Consider the following 22357-nt stretch of genomic DNA (forward strand, 5'->3'; position numbering starts at 1 on the left):
GACACAGTGAGCGCGTGAATGAGTGCCGTATGAATCGTTTCGAAATAGCCGTTTTCCTTTGTTGCGAATTCAACTTCAAATAGCATATTTACACGCATGAAGCATACAATGTAGTGATGCTTCGTGACCTCCCTTCTAACAAGGCAAAACATTCTTTTTCTCAAGCTGGCGCAACTTTGAATATACGGATATCTCACTTCGTTCCAAACGAGCTGCAAGATCTGAAATATCGAAAATGTCTTTATGTTGCCATAGGTAAAACTCTTCTTCTTCAGTCCATTTCCCTCTTTTTATGCGAGGGCTTTCTTTCGATAACAATACAGATAGCTGTTGCATTTGCTTTCCGATCGGACAACTTATGATGCATACGCTTTGTGTACCGTGATGCCGTTCTTTGCATCCTGTACACTTGTCTAGCAATTGCAAGATTTGCAAACGAATTTGTTTTTTCTCTTCCCGCGTCATACCATCACCCTAGCAATCGTGAGACAAAATCAATTTGAATGCCCCGTTTTCTCATGTCAGCGACAACTTCAAAAAGCTGCGCGCGACGTTTTTTCTTTTGTTCAATTACCTGCAATTCGTCTAATAAAAAACGCAACTCCAACATTTCGATTTTCGCTGTTTCATAGTCGCAGTTTCGAAGCGATTCTTGTATGTACTCGATGCACCGCGATGCCTTTTGTAACAAATCCTCTTCTTGCAAAAAGAGCATATCTTGCATAACCTCTTCCTCCTTCTGAATGAATGACTAGACGTCTTCGCAATGACCATATGCATGTATTCTGGCGCGGCTCCCCTTTTGGATCGTCGCCCGCTCTCGCTCGGTCTAGTGTGCATGCGCACCGATTGAAGTACAAGCTCATGGGCTGGGGGACACGCCCATTTTCAGGCTGGGAGATACCTGTTGCTTGTACTCCAATCGGCAAGCATACGCTTGCCCTTCCTTTCGCAAATCGTTTATGCTAGAATATGATTAGGTCAAAGGTTGATTGTTTATTGAGCGATGGCTAGTGTTGGCGCACTGGCCATTTTTCGTTTGTACCACTCTTGTTTTACCGTAAGTTCTAACGCTAATAGCAACGCTGGGTCATTACGCAACTCGGCACATAATTCTCTTACCTCACGCGCTGTCATTACCCGACTTGCTGTGATTACAAAGTACATTACCACCACTCCTTTCGTGACTGTTCTAATCGTTTGTTCATTTCCTTTTTCCACTCCAGCAACGCTTTGCCGTATTCACTGTTGAGCTGTCCTTCCCGTGAGAGCCGCGAAAATTCGCTTGTGTAAAAATGAATCGCCTCGACGTCCGTCATTTTCGATAGGTCTGGTAACTGAATCATTTGATTTTCCCCCTTATTTTCGAATAAATCCTTTCGTCTGCAACTTTGTACGATGTTTCTTCCACATGTTGAGCCATGAAAAACCATAATCAACACATATAACTGCGACGTATTGTGTGAGCGCTACAATCGCATCTATTGCTTGTAAAATCGCTTCTTCGAGGTGTTGTTTATCGTACTCCCTAATCGCTCGCGGATGGTTTGCTACACATACATTTTCGATCGCTTGTAGCGCTTCGGTTAATTCCTCTTTCGTTTTCATCGCCACACTTGCTCGGTGAAGATCGACGACCTCACCGTCCAGCTTCACTGGTCCCCAGCCTGTGTATTCTGCTGCTGCTTCTAACGCCACCCATGGATTGTTATGCTTTTCGGTGAAATATTTCGATATGTTCGGTTGCACTCGATACCGTCCGTTTTCTTGCTGAGAAACTGCTTCGCGAGATTCATAGATTTCAAACGAAAGCTGTTGTTGTGTCATCCCTGTCGCCTGCCGTGCCGCTTTCACCGCATCGGCCGCTCTACCACGTTTCATTTTCTGTTCTCCCCCTTCTACCATCACCATTGAGAATGGCATGTTACAGTATCATTAGAACAACCAGCGTGAACAGTGGAAGTTCATTGAGCGATCCGTGATTTTGTGTTGGTCTTTGTCGTGAATATGTCACGGAAATACTTGGCTAAAAACTCCTCCATACGCGATGCGATAAAGCACCAACGCTCTCCTTTTTTCTCTGGGTAATACACAAAACCACCGTTTTCTAAATCAAGCATTTGCCGATAGCGAGGATGCAAGAGGATGTTCTCTTTGAGCCAATCCTCGCTATAGCCTGTTCGTTCTTTGAGATCTTGCATGGACCACCAGATTTTATCCAATTAAACCTACCTCCTTTGCATTAAAACATCGCTCATTTCCGTTACTATGGTTGTTCGTAAACCTTGTTTCAGTCAGGTCGTTTTTTGTAGGAATTTCCTCCTTCTTGGCGAATGAATACGGCAGGAAGGAGGTGAACATCATGTTAGGTCGTATCGATCATCGTAAAGAATTGCTACTGCAGTTTTCGTATGAATGTGTATTCAATGCTGAACAAGCAATCCGTGGGTTTAGTGAATTTAAAAACCTGTCTGTTTCTTTACAATTCATGAACCAAGCTTTTCAGTGTGCCAAGCTCGCTCAATATTTTTACTCACAAAATTATCAACGAGGCGAAATTCAAGAGTTTGAAGATTTCGTTCACCAGTTCGGCATCCTCAATAAAGAGTTCTTAGGCTCGTTGCAGGAAAATAGTGATCTTCAATGGTCTTACATCGAGTTAAACAATTTAGAAAATATATTCAACGAACTTAAAACGAGATTAAATTAACGTTAACGAATTGGCGTATATCCAATGACTGACTTTACTTGTTCTAAAACTGTGTATGCCTCATGAACCAATAAATGATGTTTTGATAGGATCTCAAAAATATCTTTACAAAGTTGGTAATGCTTATCCCCTATATGTGGTGGTTTAGCCGTCGTTGCCGCGGCGGCTTCCTTTTCTAACTTGGCGTTAATCTTCGCCCAAACCTCTGGGAACAGCTCTTTGTGAAGCAGATCGACCGCTTCTTTTAGGTCTGCTTCACTGAAATTATTCTGTCTTAACATAAGATGAAAATGGGCGATAATCACGTATTTGTTTAGAACGCTCATCTTACTCACCTCCTTTCATGTCATAGTGGATTGAGTTGTCAAGGAGCAAAGGCTTGCTATGCTGATGTTATATTACGTAACTTTTGGTTGCTATCTACTTCAAAAAAAATTGTCCAGCTTACTCCAAGAACAGGAGCTATTTTTTTAGCAACATCTACGGATGGTCTTCGCTCGCCGTTCTCGATCATCCCATAGTACTGCCGCGTGATGCTTAATCCAGATAGTTCTACAACTTGTTCTTGGGTCAAATTTTTACTTTCTCTTGCCTGCACAAGGGTTTCTCTAAGTTGTTCTTTAGTCATAAAACTCACCTCCCAGCAACCAAAAGTTGCTTTGTTATTTTTAATTATACGCAACAAAAAGTTACTGTCAATATTAATCAGCAATTTTTTGTTGCTAGTAATTAATTTTTGTTTATAGCAACAATATGTTGCTTTATAATAAAAACAGATGCGTAAGAAAGGGGATTTTAAATGTTCCCTGTTAGACTTAAAACGTTGAGATTGCAAAAGAAGCTAACACATCAAGATATGGCTGATTTTTTAGGAATAACTCGCCAAGGCTACTCGAAATACGAAAACGGACAAAGCCAACCGGACATTGATACCATCAATAGATTGGCGCAGTTTTTCAACGTCACCACCGACTACCTACTCGGTCGCACCGATGATCCGAATCCGCCAGAGAGCGACAATGAGGAATTAGGTACACTGGCGAGGATTAATCAGCTCATCAAAGAGTATGGAATCGAGCAGATGGGATTCTTTGATATTGAGAAGTGGAAGCATCTAACCGAAGACGAAATTAGGGAGATTATTCAACATTTCGAGTGGGTAGCGCATAAAGCTGCACAAAAAAATAAGTCACCAGGAAAAGACACCGAAGAATAAATAGACAAGGTGTCTTTTTTATTTTGCAGGAGGGGATAACAATAGAAAGAGTTATTAACACAAAAATTGTAGGCGTTACACGAAAAAATGAAGATGGTACATCACGACAAGAGCTAATCGCTGAGTGCTATGAGGGCGAAGAATTATTTTTGGAAAGAGAACCTGATAACGAACATGATCCAAACGCTATTTCGGTATGGAATGAATATGGCGAACAGCTGGGGTATATAAATAAAGATTTAGCATCTAGACTAGCTCCCCAGATGGATAAAGGGATGCGCGTTGCATGTTTTGTGACAGCTGTTACTGGGGGATACGATGACAAATCTTATGGCTGCAATATCAAACTTATTTTAGATCCGCATCCAGAGGAAGAGGACAACACATTCATTAACGAGATTAAGATTAAGCCAAACACTTTTGTCTATCCAATCAATAATAAAGAACCAGCAATGGATGTTACAAATGCAAGTCAAGATACGCAAATACATAATACACAAATGCACGTAGTTAAGGATACTGTACCTAAACAACAGAATACCGAAGGCGCAAAAAAACAAAAAGAAAAAACAAAATTCAGCTGTTTAGGGTGTGGATGTTTGGTTTTTATCATCATAATTATTATTTCGGTTCTGATCGTTATTCTTTAATGTATCGGAGCAAGAAAACAATGAATCAAGATGGGTTACTCATAAGATGAATGTGAAGAATAAAATCAACGTGGCTAAACACCTAGGGCATAGATAAACATTTTAGGTGTTTTTATTTTTAAAAATTAATCATTACACAGTCGAAAGGGAGAGGGATTATGACTAATTCAACAAAATTCTTTGCTAATCAACGTGAACAATCAAAGGTTAAGACAGCTATACTAACCAAATATTTCGGTGCTTGGACCCAAATTTTGATTCCACGCTCGCGAACTGGTAGAGTAGCATACATAGATTTATTTAGTGGTCCTGGGAAATTCGAAACGGGAGAAAATTCAACTCCTTTAATCATTCTCGAAAAATGTGTTAAAGATGACAAACTTCGTAAAAGCGTGTTAACCATTTTTAATGATGCGGATCCAAAATTCGTTGAAGAGTTACAAAAAAATATACAAGTCATTCCAAATATAGATACACTGACCTACAAGCCCCAGATATTAAATTCAGTTGTTGGTGACGAAATTGCTCAAATCTTTTCAGGAATGAATTTAATACCTACTCTTGCATTCATCGATCCTTGGGGTTATAAAGGATTAACTACTAACCTTGTCAATGCATTAATTAAAGACTTTGGCTCTGACTGTATATTCTTTTTTAACTATAACAGAATTAGCATGGGACTAAACAATCCATTAGTAAAAGAACATATGGATGCATTGTTTGGTCCAGAAAGAGCTGGTGAAATGCGTTTAAAAATCAAAAATCTAACACCAGAAGAGAAAGAATTATATATTGTGAATGAATTAGCAGAAACTCTATCGAATAATCGGGCTAACTATGTTTTACCGTTTCGATTTTTAGATGAAAAGAAAAACAAGACAAGTCATTACCTCATTTTCGTATCGAAACATGTGTTAGGCTACTCGATTATGAAAGATATTATGGCCAGCGAAAGCAGCTTAAAGGATGACGGAGTTGCAAGTTTCTCTTATATACCAGTTAAACATATTGAGAAATACCAAAATGTTCAGCTTTCTTTATTATCTCAATACGAAAGACCTCTCGATAGTTTAGGACAGGATTTACTATGTACATTTGCAGGTAAAACTTTAACTGTGGAGCAAATTTATCAAAAACACCATGTAGGAACTCCATTCACTAAACCAAATTATAAAGAAGCTCTTCGAAGACTAGAGGAAGAAACCAAAATATCAGCAGATCCACCAGCTGAAAAAAGAAAGATAATCAAAGGTGTACGCACATTAGCAGACACAGTCAAAATTACATTCCCTCCTAAGAACTAGTGTTCTTATTTTTGCTTTTGCATGGAGAGATTTTGTTGTATAATATCCCTAATAGGAGGGATAAACATGGCTGGTAACTCAAGTATTGAGTGGACGGAAGCCACTTGGAACCCTGTCACTGGATGCACAAAAGTTTCTGAAGGTTGTCGCAACTGCTATGCGTTACGCATGGCAAACAGACTGCACGCAATGGGAAATCCGCGTTATAAAAACGGTTTTAATGTAACACTACATCACGATCTCATTGATCTGCCACGCAGTTGGAAGAAACCAAGGAAAATTTTTGTGAATTCCATGTCAGATCTATTTCACAAAGATGTTCCGCTTGAATTTATTCAACAGGTATTTCAAACGATGAACGAAACGCCGCACCATACTTATCAAATTCTCACTAAGCGTCCCGAAAGACTTTTGAAACTCTCGCCATCTCTGAATTTCACTCCAAACATTTGGATGGGAACAAGTGTAGAGAATGAACAAGTGAAATCGCGAATTGATTTGTTACGTCAAGTTCCTGCTCAAATCAGATTTTTATCTTGTGAGCCACTTATCGGTCCGTTAGACAACCTAGACCTTACAAATATACACTGGGTCATTGTCGGTGGCGAATCCGGTCCTGGGGCACGACCAATGAAAATTGAATGGGTTCGAAGTATCAGGGATCAATGTCATCAGCAGAATGTAGCATTTTTCTTCAAACAATGGGGTGGAGTTCAGAAGCACAGAACAGGTCGTATACTAGATAACAAAACATACGATGAATATCCAACATTAGTTACTACTTAGCCCTAACACTAGGGCTTTTTCTTTTTCTTGCCAAAACAAACATTTGTTCGTATAATCTCCTCTAGGGAGGGGATTTTATGCAATTATGTCATTACTACACAACAGCGCTTGAAGATTGGGTAACAAACTTATACCAACGTCTCGGCATCTTCCATCCATCACATATTGACATTGAATACATAGCGCGACGGATGAATATTTTCTTGCGTGAGAAACCGTTTCCGTCCACGCATCAAGTTTTCGGGCGATTCCGCTGCATCGTCGTCGATTCCCGATTGTCGAAAGAAGAGAAGCGCGAAGCCTTCTTTCATGAGTTGTGTCATATTCTTCGCCACGTTGGCGTGCAGAGTATGATGCCAGAGGCGTTCCGTGAACTTCAAGAACGCGATGCAAAGCTCTTCACGAAATACGCAGCTATTCCATATCACATGCTTGATTTCATCGACTGGAATGAGCGATACATAATCGAGCAGATGGCTCACATGTTTAAGGTGACACCAAAGTTATGCGAAGAGCGCTTAACACAAATTCAAAATCGCATATTAGTCAATCATTCATGCTTTAGCAATCACTTTATGTGTTTTGCTTGAATTATACCAGCACCGGACGACAAAACGCTTAAAATGATAAAGAAAGGGGTGAATACATATGGCCAGCATTCAAAAAATGAAAAACGGTTGGCGTTATCGTGTTTCATACAAAGAAAATGGGCAATACAAAACGAAAACGAAGGGAGGATTTCGTACCAAAAAAGAAGCAGAATTGGCTGCTGCGGAGCTAGAAAAACAATTACACAAAGGATACGACATCAACGCTGGCGATCAGCTGTTTTCGGAGTATATGCGGAATTGGTATGAGGTGTATAAGAAAGGGAAATACAGCTTGGCGCATGAACGAAATATCGAATTATCCGTCCGGTTGGTCGAAGAACATTTCGCTGGCGTAAAATTGAAAGATATTACACGTGACATGTACCAAAAATTTATTAACGAAATCAGCAAAAACCACACGACGGCGACGGTCCAGAAACGGCACACGTACATTAAATCGTGTCTCCGGGACGCGATCGAGGACGGAATTATTACGCGCGATCCGACATATAAAGTCATTATAAAAGGCGAATTAGAAACAAAATCAGAGGAATTAAAGTACCTTAATTTCGATGAAGTAAAAAAGCTGGTAGTCGAAGTTAAAAAAGACATGAAGCCAAAATACATCTCCAGATACATCATTCTGTTCGCGATTGCCACCGGTGCACGGTTCTCTGAAATTATGGGACTTACATGGGATTGCGTTGATTTTAAAAACAAAACGATTACAATCAATAAAACGTGGGACTTTAAAGATAAACATGATTTTAGCGACACGAAGACTTTTGATTCAAAACGAACGATTACGATTGATGACGAAACGTTAAACATGCTAAAAGAGCTGCGGAAACACCAAAACGAGTTGGCGATGAAAACTGGATTGCGAAATTCAAAGAACTTAGTGTTCGTTAACACGAAAATGGAAGTCATCACAAATAACGCGGTAAACAAGACGCTACAAGCGTTATGTAAAAAGGTTGGGGTTAAACCTATCACCTGCCACGGACTGCGCCATACGCACGCTTCTATGCTTTTATACAAGGGGATAAACATTAAGTATGTGTCCAGACGGCTTGGCCATAAAGATATTGTAACCACCTTGCAAACATATTCGCACATTTTAGATGAGATGGAACAAAAAGAGTCCCGACAAGTAGACTTAACGATGATAGAATTGTACAATGCAAAATAAAAAAGCCGTGCAAAATTCGTGCAAAATTTTTTCGAATTCTATCGTTTTCAATCGGATTTTCGAAAAATAAAAAACGACCGCAAACGCAGTCGTATCAAGGGTTTGATGATTTTTAATCTGAACCATCGAGATAAAAAAAACGCCCTCGGCAGGATTCGAACCCACGCTAAGAGAACCGGAATCTCTCGTGCTATCCACTACACTACGAGGGCATAAAGATAAATGCACTTACCATTATAGTGAAGAAGAAAAAAAAATGCAATAGCCATGACGTTTAAAATTTCGGAAAGCGGAAACGATGAAAGAAGGGATGATGAACCAAAAACACGAATACATATAAGCAAAAGGGATTTCATTTGACCTTTATTGACCTTTTTTGTATGATAAAAGTACATAAAAAAACGAATGATCGGAGGAGGAAGAGTATGAACTTAATTCCTACAGTTATTGAACAAACGAGCCGCGGGGAGCGCGCCTATGACATTTACTCCCGTTTATTAAAAGACCGCATCATTATTTTAGGAAGCCCAATTGACGATCATGTTGCCAACTCGATCGTTTCTCAGCTTTTATTTTTAGCAGCTGAAGATCCTGAGAAAGACATTTCTCTTTACATTAACAGCCCTGGTGGATCGATTACAGCGGGCATGGCGATTTACGATACGATGCAATTTATTAAGCCAGACGTATCGACCATTTGTATCGGTATGGCGGCTTCCATGGGTGCATTTTTACTTGCAGCAGGTGCCAAAGGAAAACGTTTCGCATTGCCAAATAGTGAAATTATGATTCACCAGCCGCTTGGTGGCGCACAAGGTCAAGCGACAGAAATCGAAATTGCGGCAAAACGCATTTTATTCTTACGTGATAAATTAAACCGCATTTTGTCTGAAAATACAGGACAACCGATCGAAGTCATTGAGCGCGACACAGACCGCGACAACTTTATGACAGCAGAAAAAGCAAAAGAGTACGGTTTAATTGACCGCGTATTAACACGCGTTGACGAAAAATAAAAAAGGCGGCATGCCCGCCTTTTTTTATTATGCTTCTTGTTCAACATAGTGCACAAGCTTGTTTAACGCTTCTTGTTCATCGGATCCATCCGCATAAATCGTAATGACCGCCCCTGTATGAATCGCTAAACTCATAACACCCATAATACTTTTTGCATTTACTTTTTTTCCGTCTTTTTCGATATAAACGTCAGCTGAAAAGCGGTTCGCTTCTTGAACAAACAACGCGGCTGGGCGCGCTTGTAATCCTGTTTTTAGGCGTACTTCCACTTGTTTTTCTACCATCATGTATTCCTCCTATAATTTTATAAAGATTTATGAAAATCAATTGGCTGACCGGCGCGAAGCCGTTCTGCAATTTCATCTAATTTGCGCAGACGATGGTTAATACCAGATTTGCTAATTTTTCCTCCCGTAACCATTTCCCCAAGTTCTTTTAATGTTACATCTTGATATTCCATGCGCAATTTTGCAATTTCACGAAGTTTTTCTGGCAGTTGATCAAGTCCAATCGTTTCGTCAATATAACGAATGTTTTCAACTTGGCGTAACGCTGCGCCAATCGTTTTGTTTAAGTTCGCCGTTTCGCAATTGACAAGACGATTGACAGAATTGCGCATGTCGCGGACGATGCGCACATCCTCAAATCGCAGTAACGCTTGATGTGCTCCGATAACGCTTAAAAACTCGGCAATTTTCTCCGCTTCTTTTAAATACGTAATAAATCCTTTTTTTCTTTCTAATGTGCGGGCATGTAAATGAAAAGCCGTGTTCATCAGTTCACAAAGCGATTCGTTATGCTCACGATACAATGAAAAGATTTCTAAATGATAAGACGATGTTTCCGGATTGTTGACGGATCCCCCTGCTAAAAAGGCACCACGCAAATACGAGCGCTTGCAACATTTTTTTTGCACAAGCTCTGGTGAAATGGAACGGACGAAAGAAAATCCTTCTTCCATAATTTTTAAATCTGACAATAACTCATGCGTCCCTTCTACCACGCGTACAATATACACGTTGTTTTTCTTCAGGCGCATCTTTTTACGAACAAGTAGTTCGACCGCTACGTCGTACCCTTTTTTTAATAACGTATAAATTCGCCTTGCAATCGCGGCATTTTCCGTTTGAATATTTAACAATAAACGGCGATTGGAAAACGAAATCGAACCGTTCATTCGAATTAAGGCGGACAATTCCGCTTTTAAACAACACGTTTTTACTTCGATATTCGTCAATTCTTTTTTTGTTTCCGATGCAAACGACAACAATCTCACCTCCTATGAATATGTGCCGTGCGAAGGAGGTGCAAGGAGCGAAACGAGCAACGCCGCTACTTTTTTTGTATCGTGACGCACCGTTCCATCTCGCTCATCGATGATCGCATCACAAATGACTTGTAAACCGAGCGCCTCTAACTTTTCCGTATCACAAACGACTGGTGCAGCCCATTCTTTTGCATACCGTTCTTTTGTTTCTGGCAAAATCGGCGCATCGTTTACAATGATTGCATCTAAAAATGCACACGCCATATGATCATACAGCGCTTTCACATGATCGCTCGCCGTATAGTTTAACGTTTCTCCTGCTTGGGTCATGACGTTGCATATATATACTTTTTTCGCTTTTGATTGACATACCTCTTCGCCAATTTTAGGAACGAGTAAGTTCGGTAAAATGCTTGTATACAAACTCCCGGGACCGATGACAATTAAATCAGCCGACCGCAATTCCATAATCGTTTCTTCGAGCGGTTCAATATTTGCGGGAGTTAAAAATACACGTTTTATTTTTTTTCCGGAATACGGAATTTTCGACTCCCCTGATACAATCGTCCCATCTTCCATTTCCGCATGCAACACAACGCTTTCATTCGCTGCTGGCAACACTTTTCCGCGCACATTTAACACTTTCCCCATTTCACGAACTGCATGCACAAAATCGCCCGTAATAGACGTCATCGCCGCTAAAATTAAATTACCGAGCGAATGACCTGATAACCCATTTCCGTTTTCAAAACGATGTTGAAACAGTTCAACGATGAGTGGCTCCACATCAGAAAGCGCAGCAAGCACATTTCGAATATCTCCAGGCGGGGGCATATCGAGTTCGTCGCGCAATCTTCCCGAGCTTCCGCCGTCATCTGCAACGGTCACGATCGCTGTTAAATCGACATTATATTGCTTTAACCCACGAAGCAACACAGGGAGACCTGTTCCCCCACCAATGACAACAATTTTTTTCATCGGTGCGTATCCTTTCTTTTTGCAATATCTCGATGTGACACGTGCGTTGTATATTCGTCTGCAAAATGGCGCGCGATATACTCCGCTAACGTAACAGAACGATGCTGTCCACCTGTACATCCGATGGCAATCACCACTTGGCTTTTTCCTTCTCGTTTATAGTGCGGAAGCATAAACGCCAACAAATCTGTGACTTTTTCAATAAATTTTTGCGTTTCCGTCCACTTTAATACGTAAGATGACACTTCTTCATCTAATCCTGTTTTTGGGCGCATATGTTCAATGTAGTGCGGATTTGGTAAGAAGCGGACATCAAAAACGAGATCAGCATCAATCGGTAGACCGTATTTAAACCCGAATGAAACGACATTGACAGAAAAAGTGGTCGTTGCTGGCGTTGCAAATGTTTGAACAATTTTTTCACGCAGCTCTCGCGGTTTTAAGCTGGACGTATCAATAATCATTTGTGCGCGCCCTTTTAATTCTTCAAGCAACTCGCGCTCCAACTTAATCCCTTCAAGCGGCAACCCGCTTGGCGCAAGCGGATGAGAACGGCGCGTTTCTTTATAGCGGCTGACGAGCGTCGCATCGCTTGCATCTAAAAATAAAATTTGTGGGGTTACCCATGATGTTTCCGCTAAATCATCCAACGCCGCAAAAAGACGGTCAAAAAAGTCACGGCTCCGCAAATCCATGACGAGTGCAATTTTATTCATTTTATTTCCTGATTCTCGAATTAATTCAAGAAACTTCGGCAACAATGTCGGCGGTAAATTATCGACACAAAAATAACCTAAGTCTTCAAAACTTTGGATAGCTACCGTTTTTCCTGCCCCCGACATCCCTGTAATAATAACCATTTGAACATGTGCTGAACCTGTGCTCATCTTCCTCTCCCCTTTCTTTAATTCGGATCAAGTCGGTAAGACAACAACTCAAATTCCTCTGTATACGTAAACGTACCATACATCATTCCTGTTCCTTTAATGACATAATCAATAATATGGTAATCGCCCGGCGCCATCGGAAGCGTTGGAATGTGCTCAATGGGATGCCAAGCAAGTTCTCCTTCTTCACATTGTAATACGTTTTCACCTTCAAAATGTTCCGCAAAAAACGTGAACATCATCCACTCTGAAACGACTTCTTCTCCTCGTTTCATGACAAATGTAAATACCCCTTTTAATTGAGGATTTTTAATATAAATGCCTGTTTCCTCGCGATATTCACGCACACAAGCTTCTCGTACCGATTCCCCTTGTTCCATTTTCCCCCCCGGTGCTACCCACCAGCCACGCCGAGGCTTTTTCAACAAAAGAACGTGTCCGTCTTTTACTAATACGCAGTTCGTTACTCGTTGCAACGTCCGTTCACCTCAATACTCAATAATGAATATGTTTTTTTCATTATACTATTTCTTACAAACGGTCACAAAGTATAAATTTTGAAACGTTTTCATCACGTAAAAAAGAAAGCACGGGACGAAAGCCCGTGCCAACAAGTGTATATAAAAAGGGGGTCAATTACTTACTTTTATCATACTCTTTTATTGTTTCAAGCGTGTTACAGTTCAATTAAAGCAACATTACGTTTTTATTACTTAATGTTAAGCTTTTCCTTTAGTTCTTCCACGTAATGTTGTGCGCTTTGTGCCGCAATACTTCCGTCTCCTGTTGCCGTAACAATTTGACGAAGCGACTTTTCACGAACATCTCCCGCCGCAAAAATGCCAGCCACTTTTGTTTCCATCAGTTCGTTCGTTTCAATGTAGCCATTTTCGTTCGTAATGCCGAGTGAAACAAACGGCTTTGTTAATGGCACCATACCGATGTAAATAAACACACCGTCACATGGAAACTCACGCTCTTCCCCTGTTTGCATATGAACGAGCGTCACGCTGCCGACACGACCATCTTTTTCGTTAATTTGCTTTACTGTATGATTCCAAATGAAATCAATTTTTTCATTTGCAAACGCCCGTTGCTGTAAAATTTTTTGTGCACGCAACTGGTCACGGCGATGAACGATCGTCACTTTGCTCGCAAAACGTGTTAAATATACGCCTTCTTCAACAGCTGAGTCTCCACCGCCAACGACGACAAGCTCTTTCCCTTTAAAAAACGCTCCGTCACATACCGCACAATATGAAACGCCGCGTCCCCCTAACTCTTTTTCACCAGGAACGCCAAGCTTTTTATACTCCGCTCCTGTCGCAATAATAATCGCACGCGCTTTATATTGTTGGTTGCTTGTTACAACCGTTTTATATTGTTCGCCATCAATCACTTCTTTCACATCGCCGTATGCATATTCAGCACCAAATTTTTTCGCATGTTCAAACATTTTTGTCGCCAATTCGGGTCCAAGAATATGGTCATATCCCGGATAGTTTTCTACTTCTTCTGTATTTGCCATTTGACCCCCAGGAACTCCACGCTCAAGCATAAGCGTCGATAAATTCGCCCGCGAAGTGTACACCGCCGCCGTCATTCCCGCCGGACCTGCGCCGATAATAATGACATCATAAATTTTTTCTTGTGACACGTTTCTTTCACCCTTTCTGCATACATGACTGTTCATTTTATTGTTTCCTATCTCTATCGTAATACAACAAAGCAAAAGGGTCTATTAACTTGCTCATTCGTGCCACTGTTGTTTAATGATTTTCGCATACTTTCCAACCGTTGCTACTGACACCCCGTAACGCTCTCCAAGCATGCGCTGCGTCACACGCTCACCACGATGTTTACGAAACATATATTCAAATGCCGCTGCCCATGCCTCGTGATTGGAAAATGAATCGATTTCCCTCATCGCCTGAACAAAAAAAGAAAACCAAGCAATATATAAAGGCTCGTATTCAAAACCGTTATGTTGAACAAGTAACGTAACAATGCGGTGCGCATCTACCATAGGTTTTTGAAATTCATTTCCATATACATAATCGCTCCACTGTTGTAAAAGCGGATGAGACCACGATTGCTTTGGAAACGGACAATCGTCTGCTATAAACGATTTGCTGATTAAATATAGCGCATAAAATGAAGAAGCTATATCTTGCTTTTCAAATAGCGATTGAATATGCTCAATCGTCTGTTCACGATAGCGCCAAGGCTCGCTTCCTTTTTTATCTGGATGAAGCGCAATTAATTTTTGCCACATCGACTCCGCTAACGTGCGATATCCCATATGATATGCAGCATATGCATACCAATAATAAAACGGTGCATCTCCTTCAAAGCCGCGCCGTTGTAATTGACGGAACCATTGAAAAGCTAAGTCATAGCGTCCAACAATCGCAAACGTTACTCCAAGCTTATAACGGTGCTCAAGTGAAATCGGATATACGTTTTGCAACGAATGAGTGAGTAAAAACAATCGCTCTTGTTCCTGTAAATAATACGAAAACACCGCATCATTGCAAAGCGCATGTAAATTTCCTGGATTTTGCTTTAAAATGTATTCGATCGTTTGCCGTGCCTTCCCGACATTGCCTTGATAAAAATAAGCGAGCGCTAAATTGTTGTAAGTGGCCCAATTTTCTGGATGTTGTTCAATCATTTCTTCAAACAAAGCAATCGCTTCCTGAAATTCACCTTTTTCAAGGAGCGAACGAGCCCGTTCTTGTTTTATTAACATCTCGTCATAATTGAGCCACTCATCATCATCTTGTTCAATCGTTAAAATATCTAATAAATCGAGCGTATATTCCGCAAATTCCCCGTCTGGCTCGCGCTCCATATATTGTTCAGCATACTTCGCCGCCTCGCCAAATAACCCTAAGTGGGCATAGTTGTTTGCTAAAAAATAAAAGCATTCCGTTAAATCGTCATCACGTTCAATAACGCGCAATAACCATTCGTTCGATTGCGCATATTCCCCCAATTCTGACAATACAATCGCCAATTGACATGCAAATGTGCTTTGTTCTGGCTCGAGTTGTACCGCCCGTTGCAAATATGCTTTCGCTTTATGCAAATCACGGCGACGATAACATGCTAATCCTTTATTAAAAAAGTACGTACCGTCTTGAATAAACGGAATGACTTTTCCGACACGTTTTTGCAAATGTTTTTCCATCGAACCCTCCATGTTGATTTCTTTCACCGAAAGAAAGTATACCACATTTTCGCTCCAGAACAACATGGATGGGCGAAAAAGCGTTACCGATGACGCTCCGCTAATACAGAAAGCACATCATCGAGCGACACGCGCTGTTCACGCAACAAAACGAGCAAATGATACAATAAATCGGCTACTTCCCATCGCAGTTCTTCTTTTGAACGGTTTTTTGCCGCAATAATGACTTCTGCTGCTTCTTCCCCAACTTTTTTTGCGATTTTATCGATTCCTTTTTCAAATAAATATGTTGTGTACGATCCTTCAGGACGCTTCGCTTCACGCTCCGCAATGACTGATTCTAACACATTTAGCACCGCAAAACGATCTCGTTTAGCAACAGGCTTTTCATCTTGCAACCGATGATGAAAACAAGAATATTCTCCCGTATGGCATGCCGGTCCTTTTGGTTCAACAAGAATAAGAAGTGCATCTGCATCGCAGTCGTAGCGAATATCAACCACTTTTTGTACGTTTCCGGACGTTTCCCCTTTATGCCATAGCTCTTGTCGCGAGCGACTGTAAAACCATGTTTCTTTCGTTTCTAACGTTTTTTGTAGCGATTGCTCGTTCATATATGCTAATGTCAGCACTTCTTTACTGTGCGCATCTTGTACGATGGCTGGCACAAGCCCTTGCTCATTAAATCGAATATTCATCGAACGTTTACCCCCTTTTCGCGCACGTACTGTTTCACTTGTTGGACAGACGTTTCTTTATAATGAAAAATCGAGGCTGCTAATGCCGCATCCGCTTGAGCCATTTGAAACACATCAACAAAATGTTGAGCGCACCCCGCTCCTCCCGATGCAATGACAGGGACGGGCACCGCTTCACTTACTCGTTTCGTTAAATCTAAATCAAAGCCATCTTTTCCGCCATCGCGATCCATACTTGTTAATAAAATTTCTCCTGCCCCGCGCTTCACAGCCTCTTTCGCCCAGTCAACGACTTCCCAATCTGTTGGGCGTCGACCGCCATGCGTATAGACGCGCCACGACTGCATCGTTGAATCATACTTTGCGTCAATCGCCACAACAATACATTGCGAACCAAAAAATTGCGCTCCTTCTGTAATAAGCTCGGGACGCAACAATGCCGATGTATTGACAGACACTTTGTCCGCACCCGCACGCAAAATCGTTTTCATATCTTCTAATGTGCGAATTCCCCCTCCGACAGTAAACGGAATCGCAAGCTGAGCAGCAACACGGCGCACGACGTCTACCATCGTTTTTCGACCTTCGTGTGACGCAGAAATATCTAAAAAAACAAGCTCGTCCGCCCCTTGTTCATCGTATACGCGCGCAAGCTCAACCGGATCGCCCGCATCGCGCAAGGAAACAAATTGCACACCTTTCACGACGCGACCATCTTTCACATCTAAACAAGGGATAATGCGCTTTGTAATCATTTCCCCACCGCCTTTAACGCCTCAGCGACTGTAAACTGATTTGTATATAACGCTTTGCCGACAATCGCTCCACATACTCCATCGCTTTCAAATTGTTTTAAGGAGCATAAATCATCAAGCGAGCGAATGCCTCCGGAGGCAATGACACGTTTGTTTGTTTCTTTCGCTAGCCGAACGACCGCGTCGATATTTGGTCCTGATAACATGCCATCTGTCGCAATATCAGTAAAAATAAACGTTTCCGCCCCAGCTTCCGCAAGCTGTTTGCCAAGCTCAACAGCATCGATTGTTGATGTATGCGTCCATCCTTCTGTCGCAACAAACCCATTTTTCGCATCAATGCCGATGACAATGCGCTCACCATATGTGCGAAGCATCGCTTTCACAAATGGAGGATTTGAAATGGCTGCGCTCCCTAAAATGACGCGCGCCACACCTCGCTCTAAATAATATGCGACATCTTCTTCCGTACGAATGCCACCACCAATTTGAACGTTCACCCCAAGCGTCTTTGCTACTTCAACGACGAATGTATCATTCACTCGTCTACCTTCTTTCGCCCCATCTAAATCGACCATATGAATCCATGTCGCACCTTGCGAAACGAACGAACGAGCCATTTCAACCGGGGAATGACCGTATACCGTTTCTTGACTGTAATCTCCTTGTATAAGGCGAACGCACTTCCCACCGCGCATATCGATCGCTGGATAAATAGTAAACATTAGCCCCTCTCCCTTTCTACAATCCTCGCATAGTTTTGCAATAGACGCATACCGAGCGTTCCGCTTTTCTCGGGATGAAATTGTGTACCAAATATTGTGCTACGTCCAACAACTGCAGGAACTTCCACATCATATTGGGCGCTAGCTAACACAACCGTTGGTTCATTCGTTTGCACATAATACGAATGAACGAAATATACGTGCCCTCGCTCAACACCATCGAAAAGCGGAGATCGTTGATGAAAAATGAGCTCGTTCCATCCCATATGTGGCACTTTATACCGTTTTCCCTCTTTTGTCATACCGCTAAAACGAACGACGCGACCTGGAAGCAACTTTAACCCAGACGTCAAACCATTTTCTTCGCTTTCTTCAAACAACAGTTGCATGCCTAAACAAATGCCGAGAATCGGCTTTCCTTTCGCTACTTGTTCGTGAATAAACGAATCAAGCTTCGTTTCTGCTAAAATGTGCATCGCATCTTTAAATGATCCAACACCCGGTAAAATGAAGCCATCTGCTTGGCGCAATTGATTTTGATCACTTTCAACAATATACGGTACGTTTAGCCGTTCTAACGCTTTACTGACGCTATATAAATTTCCCATTCCATAATCAATGATGCCGATCATTTACAACATCCCTTTCGTCGACGGTACCGATTTTACGCGCGGATCGATCATCGTTGCCTCATCGAGTGCACGAGCGAGCGCTTTAAATACTGCTTCAATCATATGGTGCGTATTGCGACCGTAATGAATGATGACGTGTACATTCATTCGTGCTTCTAACGCTAACTTCCATAAAAATTCGTGCACAAGCTCGACATCAAACGTCCCTACTTTTTCACTTGGAAACTGACCGCGAAACTCGAGATGTGGACGATTGCTTACATCAATCACGACTTGGGCAAGCGCATCGTCCATCGGAACGAACGCATTTCCGTATCGTTTGATCCCTTTTTTATCACCGAGCGCTTCTCGAATCGCTTGCCCTAAACAAATACCGATATCTTCTGTCGTATGATGATCGTCAATGTGCGTATCTCCTTTCGCATGAACAGACAAATTAAAATGTCCATGCTTTGTAAATAAATCAAGCATATGTGTTAAAAACGGTACCCCTGTTTCTAACTCTGCTTTTCCTTCCCCATCAATCGCAAACGTAAGCTCAATTTGTGTTTCATTTGTCACTCGTTTAATTGTCGCTGTTCGCATTATTTTTCTCTCCTTTTCAACCGTTCCTCTACTGCTCGCGCATGTGCTTCAAGCCCTTCTAACCGCGCAAATGCCGCAATTTTTTCCACATGTTGTTGCCATGCTTGCTTGCTATAAAACACGATGCTTGATTTTTTCATAAATGCATCAACTGTTAGCCCAGACGAAAAACGGGCGGTCCCATTTGTCGGTAATACATGATTCGTTCCCGCAAAATAATCTCCAACCGGTTCAGAGCTGTACGGGCCTAAAAATATCGCACCTGCATGTCGAATGTCACTTAATTGCTCAAACGGCTCGGCCGTCATAATTTCTAAATGTTCTGGCGCTAATTCGTTTACGACATCGATCGCTTGCTTCATCGTATCGGTCACATAAATGACACCGTAATCGCGAATTGCTTTTTGTGCGATGTTTTTTCGCGGGAGGGTAGCTAATTGCTTTTCGACTTCTTCTTCTACTTTTAACGCAAGCTGTAAAGACGGGGTAACAAATATGCTAACCGCTCGTTCATCATGTTCCGCCTGCGATAATAAATCCGCCGCAATTTCATTCGGCTTTGCCGTCTCATCCGCTAGCACAACAATTTCACTCGGTCCCGCAATCATATCAATGTCGACTTGGCCGAACACTTCCCTTTTCGCAAGTGCGACATAAATGTTTCCAGGTCCAAAAATTTTATCGACCGGCTCAATCGTCTCCGTGCCGTACGCTAATGCAGCAATCGCTTGAGCGCCACCAACTTTATATATTTCTTGAACGCCGAGCTCACATGCCGCAACAAGCACAGCAGCCGGCAACGTTCCACGCTCATTTGGCGGGGAAACGATGACGATACGCTTTACTCCAGCCACTTGCGCAGGAATGACATTCATCAGTACCGATGACGGATAAGCCGCTGTTCCGCCCGGCACATATAAACCGACCGCATCAAGCGGAGTTACTTTTTGTCCGAGAATCGTTCCATCTTCGCGCGTCATAAACCATGACGTCGCGCGTTGCCGCTCGTGATATTCGCGAATGTTTTGTGCCGCTTCGCGAATAATATGAACAATTTCTTCATCAATGAGCCAATACGCTTCTTCAATTTCTTCTTGCGTAACTGCTAGCGTATGAAGTGAAATGCCGTCAAACATTTCCGTATATTTTTTTAGCGCGGCATCTCCGTTATTTCGCACCTCATCAATCATTCGCTTCACCGCTTGTCTTTGCTCTTCCGTTCCGCTTTCAATCGTCCGCCGAAGCGAAACCGTCCCTTGTACACGTTCAATTCTCATTGCTCTCCCCCGCTTTCTCAATCGCATATGTTAAACGATCAACCATATGTTCAATCGCCCGATCTTGCATACGATAACTTACTGGATTGACAATAAAACGCGACGTTACATGAACAATTCGTTCAAGCTCAATGAGCCCATTTTCTTTTAATGTTCGCCCTGTCGAAACAATGTCGACGATTCGTTCCGCTAAACCAATGAGCGGTGCTAATTCAACAGAACCATTTAGTTTAATAATTTCCACTTGTTCCCCTTGTTCACGAAAATATGTCGATGCGATATTTGGATACTTTGTTGCGACTCTCGGGGCGATCGGATGAACGCGCGTGTTCGGTAGCCCTGCCACCGCCAAATAACAAGGGCTAATGCGCAAATCTAACATTTCATACACATCACGCTCTTCCTCAAGAAGCACATCTTTCCCAGCAATGCCGACATCGGCAACCCCGTGTTCCACATATGTCACTACGTCCATTGGCTTTGCTAAAATAAAGCGCAGCTGCTCGTTCGGCACGTCAATCATCAATTTTCGTGAATGTTCTAAATCATCAGGAATGTCATATCCGGCTCGTTTTAACAATACGAGCGCCTCCGTAAAAATACGTCCTTTTGGCATCGCAACCGTCAGCATCATTGTTCATCCTTTCCGCGCTTCCCTAATACGTACACGACATCATCAAACGATGCAGTAAATTGATCCATATTTTGAATACCTGCGATGTGCTGCAATACAACGTTTTCTCCTTTTCGCCTCATTTCCGCTGCTTTCGCATATGCCTCAGTGAAACGTTCTTGACTAAAAATAATGCACGTCGTTTTTTCTCCACGCTGTTGCTCCCCAATCGCTTCCATCAGACGATCGAGCCGCACGCTAAAACCAGTCGCAGGTGATGGACGATGAAATTTCGCTAGCAATTCATCGTATCGTCCACCATTTCCAAGTAAAAATCCAACGTTTTTGGCGTACACTTCAAAAAGAACACCAGTATAGTAGCTCATATGGCTCACTAAGCTCGTATCTAATTTCACCATATCGGTAACGCCATACTGGTCAACATACGTCCATAATTGTTCTAATTCATCAAGAGCGCGTCGCTCCGCTTCTGTCGTCGCATATGCTTTTCCTTCTGCAACGACTTCCTTTCCACCTCGTAATGTTAAAAGGCGTAAAAGGCGATCGCGATCAATCGAAGAAAGCGGCAATGACTTGACATGCTCTCGATAACCGACATAATTTTTTTCATATAAAAAGCGACGTAACGTTTCTACTCGTTGTTCTTGACGCAAAATATCAAAAAACAACGCATCAACGTAACCAATATGACCAATCGTTACCGTAAAATCACGTAGCCCTGCCCGCTTTAACGCAAAAATCATTAAACTAATGACTTCCGCATCGGCATACATCGTGCCGTCTCCGATGTATTCCACACCTACTTGCTCAAACTCTGCCGGTCGTCCTCCTTCCCGCTGTTGAGCGCGAAATACATTTGCTGCATACGCTAAACGGAGCGGGCAACCTTCCTCATACAGCTTCGATGCCGCTAAACGAGCGATGGGGGCAGTCATATCTGGACGCAATACGAGCGTATGTCCTTCACGATCAAGCAGCTTAAATAGTTGCTGATCTAAAATAGCCGATGCCTTTCCAACCGTTTCGTCATATTCTAACGTCGGCGTTTCAATAAACGAATATCCCCACGTTTCGATTTCTGCCATCATCGCTTCGCGCAACAGACGTTTTGTTTTATATACATCCGGCAACGTATCCCGCATGCCGAGCGGCTTCTCAAACATAAATACTCTCATTTTCGTCCCGTCCTTCTTTTACTTTAGTTCGCTAATATATTAGCAAAGTAAAGCTTGTTATTTGTAGTTTACTCTCCGTTTTTCGT

General features: G+C 42.1%; 31 protein-coding genes and 1 tRNA gene. 8 read left to right on the top strand and 24 right to left on the bottom strand.

Going from position 1 to position 22357, the window contains the following annotated elements:
- Positions 1-135 precede the first annotated feature (135 nt).
- The 6 genes from ES017_RS06875 to ES017_RS06900 form a co-directional block, all read right to left on the bottom strand.
- Positions 136-465: a zinc-finger domain-containing protein gene (locus tag ES017_RS06875; RefSeq protein WP_171334917.1), complete on the bottom strand. Its 330-nt coding sequence runs from the start codon at positions 463-465 to the stop codon at positions 136-138.
- Between the two features lie 4 nt (positions 466-469).
- Positions 470-724, bottom strand: a complete 255-nt coding sequence (locus tag ES017_RS06880) for a hypothetical protein (RefSeq protein WP_171334918.1) — start codon at positions 722-724, stop codon at positions 470-472.
- Between the two features lie 272 nt (positions 725-996).
- Positions 997-1167 (bottom strand): hypothetical protein, encoded by a 171-nt coding sequence (locus tag ES017_RS06885; RefSeq protein ID WP_171334919.1) that lies wholly within the window; start codon positions 1165-1167, stop codon positions 997-999.
- Entirely contained in the window at positions 1167-1346 is a 180-nt protein-coding gene (locus ES017_RS06890) for a hypothetical protein (protein WP_171334920.1), read from the bottom strand. The genes ES017_RS06885 and ES017_RS06890 overlap by 1 nt, the downstream gene beginning before the upstream one ends.
- Before the next feature lie 13 nt (positions 1347-1359).
- A complete protein-coding gene (locus tag ES017_RS06895) occupies positions 1360-1881 on the bottom strand; it encodes a helix-turn-helix domain-containing protein (RefSeq protein WP_171334921.1) in 522 nt (173 codons plus the stop codon).
- An 83-nt stretch (positions 1882-1964) separates the two neighbouring features.
- Positions 1965-2222, bottom strand: coding sequence for a DUF771 domain-containing protein (locus ES017_RS06900; protein ID WP_081253614.1), 258 nt, complete (start codon positions 2220-2222; stop codon positions 1965-1967).
- A gap of 140 nt (positions 2223-2362) precedes the next feature.
- On the opposite strand from ES017_RS06900, the gene ES017_RS06905 reads away from it, so the two are divergent.
- Complete coding sequence (locus tag ES017_RS06905) at positions 2363-2710, top strand: hypothetical protein (RefSeq protein ID WP_171334922.1); 348 nt, start codon at positions 2363-2365, stop codon at positions 2708-2710.
- Between the two features lie 2 nt (positions 2711-2712).
- On the opposite strand, the gene ES017_RS06910 is transcribed toward ES017_RS06905, so the two are convergent.
- The gene (locus ES017_RS06910) at positions 2713-3036 is read right to left on the bottom strand and encodes a hypothetical protein (RefSeq protein WP_171334923.1); all 324 of its coding nucleotides are present in this window, start codon (positions 3034-3036) and stop codon (positions 2713-2715) included.
- A 56-nt stretch (positions 3037-3092) separates the two neighbouring features.
- Positions 3093-3338: a helix-turn-helix transcriptional regulator gene (locus tag ES017_RS06915; protein ID WP_171334924.1), complete on the bottom strand. Its 246-nt coding sequence runs from the start codon at positions 3336-3338 to the stop codon at positions 3093-3095.
- 171 nt (positions 3339-3509) lie between these two features.
- On the opposite strand from ES017_RS06915, the gene ES017_RS06920 reads away from it, so the two are divergent.
- The 6 genes from ES017_RS06920 (at position 3510) to ES017_RS06945 (ending at position 8448) form a co-directional block, all read left to right on the top strand.
- Positions 3510-3926: a helix-turn-helix domain-containing protein gene (locus ES017_RS06920; protein ID WP_171334925.1), complete on the top strand. Its 417-nt coding sequence runs from the start codon at positions 3510-3512 to the stop codon at positions 3924-3926.
- 23 nt (positions 3927-3949) lie between these two features.
- A complete protein-coding gene (locus tag ES017_RS06925; protein ID WP_171334926.1) occupies positions 3950-4576 on the top strand; it encodes an HIRAN domain-containing protein in 627 nt (208 codons plus the stop codon).
- 158 nt (positions 4577-4734) lie between these two features.
- A complete protein-coding gene (locus tag ES017_RS06930; protein ID WP_171334927.1) occupies positions 4735-5880 on the top strand; it encodes a three-Cys-motif partner protein TcmP in 1146 nt (381 codons plus the stop codon).
- Between the two features lie 66 nt (positions 5881-5946).
- Positions 5947-6666: a DUF5131 family protein gene (locus ES017_RS06935; RefSeq protein WP_171334928.1), complete on the top strand. Its 720-nt coding sequence runs from the start codon at positions 5947-5949 to the stop codon at positions 6664-6666.
- 77 nt (positions 6667-6743) lie between these two features.
- Positions 6744-7256 carry an ImmA/IrrE family metallo-endopeptidase gene (locus tag ES017_RS06940; protein ID WP_171334929.1) on the top strand — a complete coding sequence of 171 codons (513 nt, stop codon included), beginning with the start codon at positions 6744-6746 and terminating at the stop codon, positions 7254-7256.
- Positions 7257-7314: 58 nt separating this feature from the next.
- Positions 7315-8448: a tyrosine-type recombinase/integrase gene (locus tag ES017_RS06945; protein ID WP_171334930.1), complete on the top strand. Its 1134-nt coding sequence runs from the start codon at positions 7315-7317 to the stop codon at positions 8446-8448.
- Positions 8449-8588: 140 nt separating this feature from the next.
- Here ES017_RS06945 and ES017_RS06950 read toward each other — a convergent pair.
- Positions 8589-8660, bottom strand: a tRNA-Arg gene (locus ES017_RS06950).
- Between the two features lie 168 nt (positions 8661-8828).
- Here ES017_RS06950 and clpP point away from each other — a divergent pair.
- On the top strand, positions 8829-9464 hold the full coding sequence (clpP, locus tag ES017_RS06955; RefSeq protein WP_075039260.1) for an ATP-dependent Clp endopeptidase proteolytic subunit ClpP: 636 nt from the start codon (positions 8829-8831) through the stop codon (positions 9462-9464).
- Between the two features lie 27 nt (positions 9465-9491).
- Here clpP and ES017_RS06960 read toward each other — a convergent pair whose 3' ends face one another.
- The 15 genes from ES017_RS06960 to ES017_RS07025 all read right to left on the bottom strand — a co-directional run bounded on the left by ES017_RS06960 (position 9492) and on the right by ES017_RS07025 (position 22271).
- The gene (locus ES017_RS06960) at positions 9492-9749 is read right to left on the bottom strand and encodes an HPr family phosphocarrier protein (protein ID WP_035062829.1); all 258 of its coding nucleotides are present in this window, start codon (positions 9747-9749) and stop codon (positions 9492-9494) included.
- Between the two features lie 20 nt (positions 9750-9769).
- Positions 9770-10732, bottom strand: coding sequence for a DNA-binding protein WhiA (gene whiA, locus ES017_RS06965; protein WP_021093696.1), 963 nt, complete (start codon positions 10730-10732; stop codon positions 9770-9772).
- Positions 10733-10744: 12 nt separating this feature from the next.
- Positions 10745-11710 carry a gluconeogenesis factor YvcK family protein gene (locus ES017_RS06970; RefSeq protein ID WP_021093697.1) on the bottom strand — a complete coding sequence of 322 codons (966 nt, stop codon included), beginning with the start codon at positions 11708-11710 and terminating at the stop codon, positions 10745-10747.
- Positions 11707-12597, bottom strand: a complete 891-nt coding sequence (gene rapZ / locus ES017_RS06975) for an RNase adapter RapZ (RefSeq protein WP_021093698.1) — start codon at positions 12595-12597, stop codon at positions 11707-11709. Before rapZ ends, ES017_RS06970 begins: the two co-directional genes overlap by 4 nt.
- 17 nt (positions 12598-12614) lie before the next feature.
- Positions 12615-13073: an NUDIX hydrolase gene (locus ES017_RS06980; RefSeq protein ID WP_042894406.1), complete on the bottom strand. Its 459-nt coding sequence runs from the start codon at positions 13071-13073 to the stop codon at positions 12615-12617.
- Positions 13074-13306: 233 nt separating this feature from the next.
- Positions 13307-14254 carry a thioredoxin-disulfide reductase gene (gene trxB / locus ES017_RS06985; RefSeq protein ID WP_035062832.1) on the bottom strand — a complete coding sequence of 316 codons (948 nt, stop codon included), beginning with the start codon at positions 14252-14254 and terminating at the stop codon, positions 13307-13309.
- Positions 14255-14347: 93 nt separating this feature from the next.
- Entirely contained in the window at positions 14348-15790 is a 1443-nt protein-coding gene (locus tag ES017_RS06990; protein WP_021093701.1) for a tetratricopeptide repeat protein, read from the bottom strand.
- Between the two features lie 83 nt (positions 15791-15873).
- Positions 15874-16488 carry a bifunctional phosphoribosyl-AMP cyclohydrolase/phosphoribosyl-ATP diphosphatase HisIE gene (hisIE, locus tag ES017_RS06995; RefSeq protein WP_021093702.1) on the bottom strand — a complete coding sequence of 205 codons (615 nt, stop codon included), beginning with the start codon at positions 16486-16488 and terminating at the stop codon, positions 15874-15876.
- Positions 16485-17243: an imidazole glycerol phosphate synthase subunit HisF gene (hisF, locus tag ES017_RS07000; protein WP_075039261.1), complete on the bottom strand. Its 759-nt coding sequence runs from the start codon at positions 17241-17243 to the stop codon at positions 16485-16487. The genes hisIE and hisF overlap by 4 nt, the downstream gene beginning before the upstream one ends.
- Complete coding sequence (gene hisA / locus ES017_RS07005; RefSeq protein ID WP_021093704.1) at positions 17240-17968, bottom strand: 1-(5-phosphoribosyl)-5-[(5-phosphoribosylamino)methylideneamino]imidazole-4-carboxamide isomerase; 729 nt, start codon at positions 17966-17968, stop codon at positions 17240-17242. Before hisA ends, hisF begins: the two co-directional genes overlap by 4 nt.
- Complete coding sequence (gene hisH / locus ES017_RS15760) at positions 17968-18600, bottom strand: imidazole glycerol phosphate synthase subunit HisH (RefSeq protein WP_021093705.1); 633 nt, start codon at positions 18598-18600, stop codon at positions 17968-17970. The genes hisA and hisH overlap by 1 nt, the downstream gene beginning before the upstream one ends.
- The gene (gene hisB, locus ES017_RS15765; RefSeq protein WP_075039263.1) at positions 18601-19188 is read right to left on the bottom strand and encodes an imidazoleglycerol-phosphate dehydratase HisB; all 588 of its coding nucleotides are present in this window, start codon (positions 19186-19188) and stop codon (positions 18601-18603) included.
- Entirely contained in the window at positions 19185-20462 is a 1278-nt protein-coding gene (gene hisD / locus ES017_RS07015; protein ID WP_075039264.1) for a histidinol dehydrogenase, read from the bottom strand. The genes hisB and hisD overlap by 4 nt, the downstream gene beginning before the upstream one ends.
- Positions 20452-21093, bottom strand: a complete 642-nt coding sequence (hisG, locus tag ES017_RS07020) for an ATP phosphoribosyltransferase (protein WP_165551134.1) — start codon at positions 21091-21093, stop codon at positions 20452-20454. Before hisG ends, hisD begins: the two co-directional genes overlap by 11 nt.
- Positions 21093-22271: an ATP phosphoribosyltransferase regulatory subunit gene (locus tag ES017_RS07025; protein ID WP_021093709.1), complete on the bottom strand. Its 1179-nt coding sequence runs from the start codon at positions 22269-22271 to the stop codon at positions 21093-21095. Before ES017_RS07025 ends, hisG begins: the two co-directional genes overlap by 1 nt.
- Between the last annotated feature and the right edge of the window lie 86 nt (positions 22272-22357).

It is taken from the genome of Anoxybacillus sp. EFIL (assembly GCF_013096955.1).
Lineage (GTDB): Bacteria > Bacillota > Bacilli > Bacillales > Anoxybacillaceae > Anoxybacillus > Anoxybacillus ayderensis.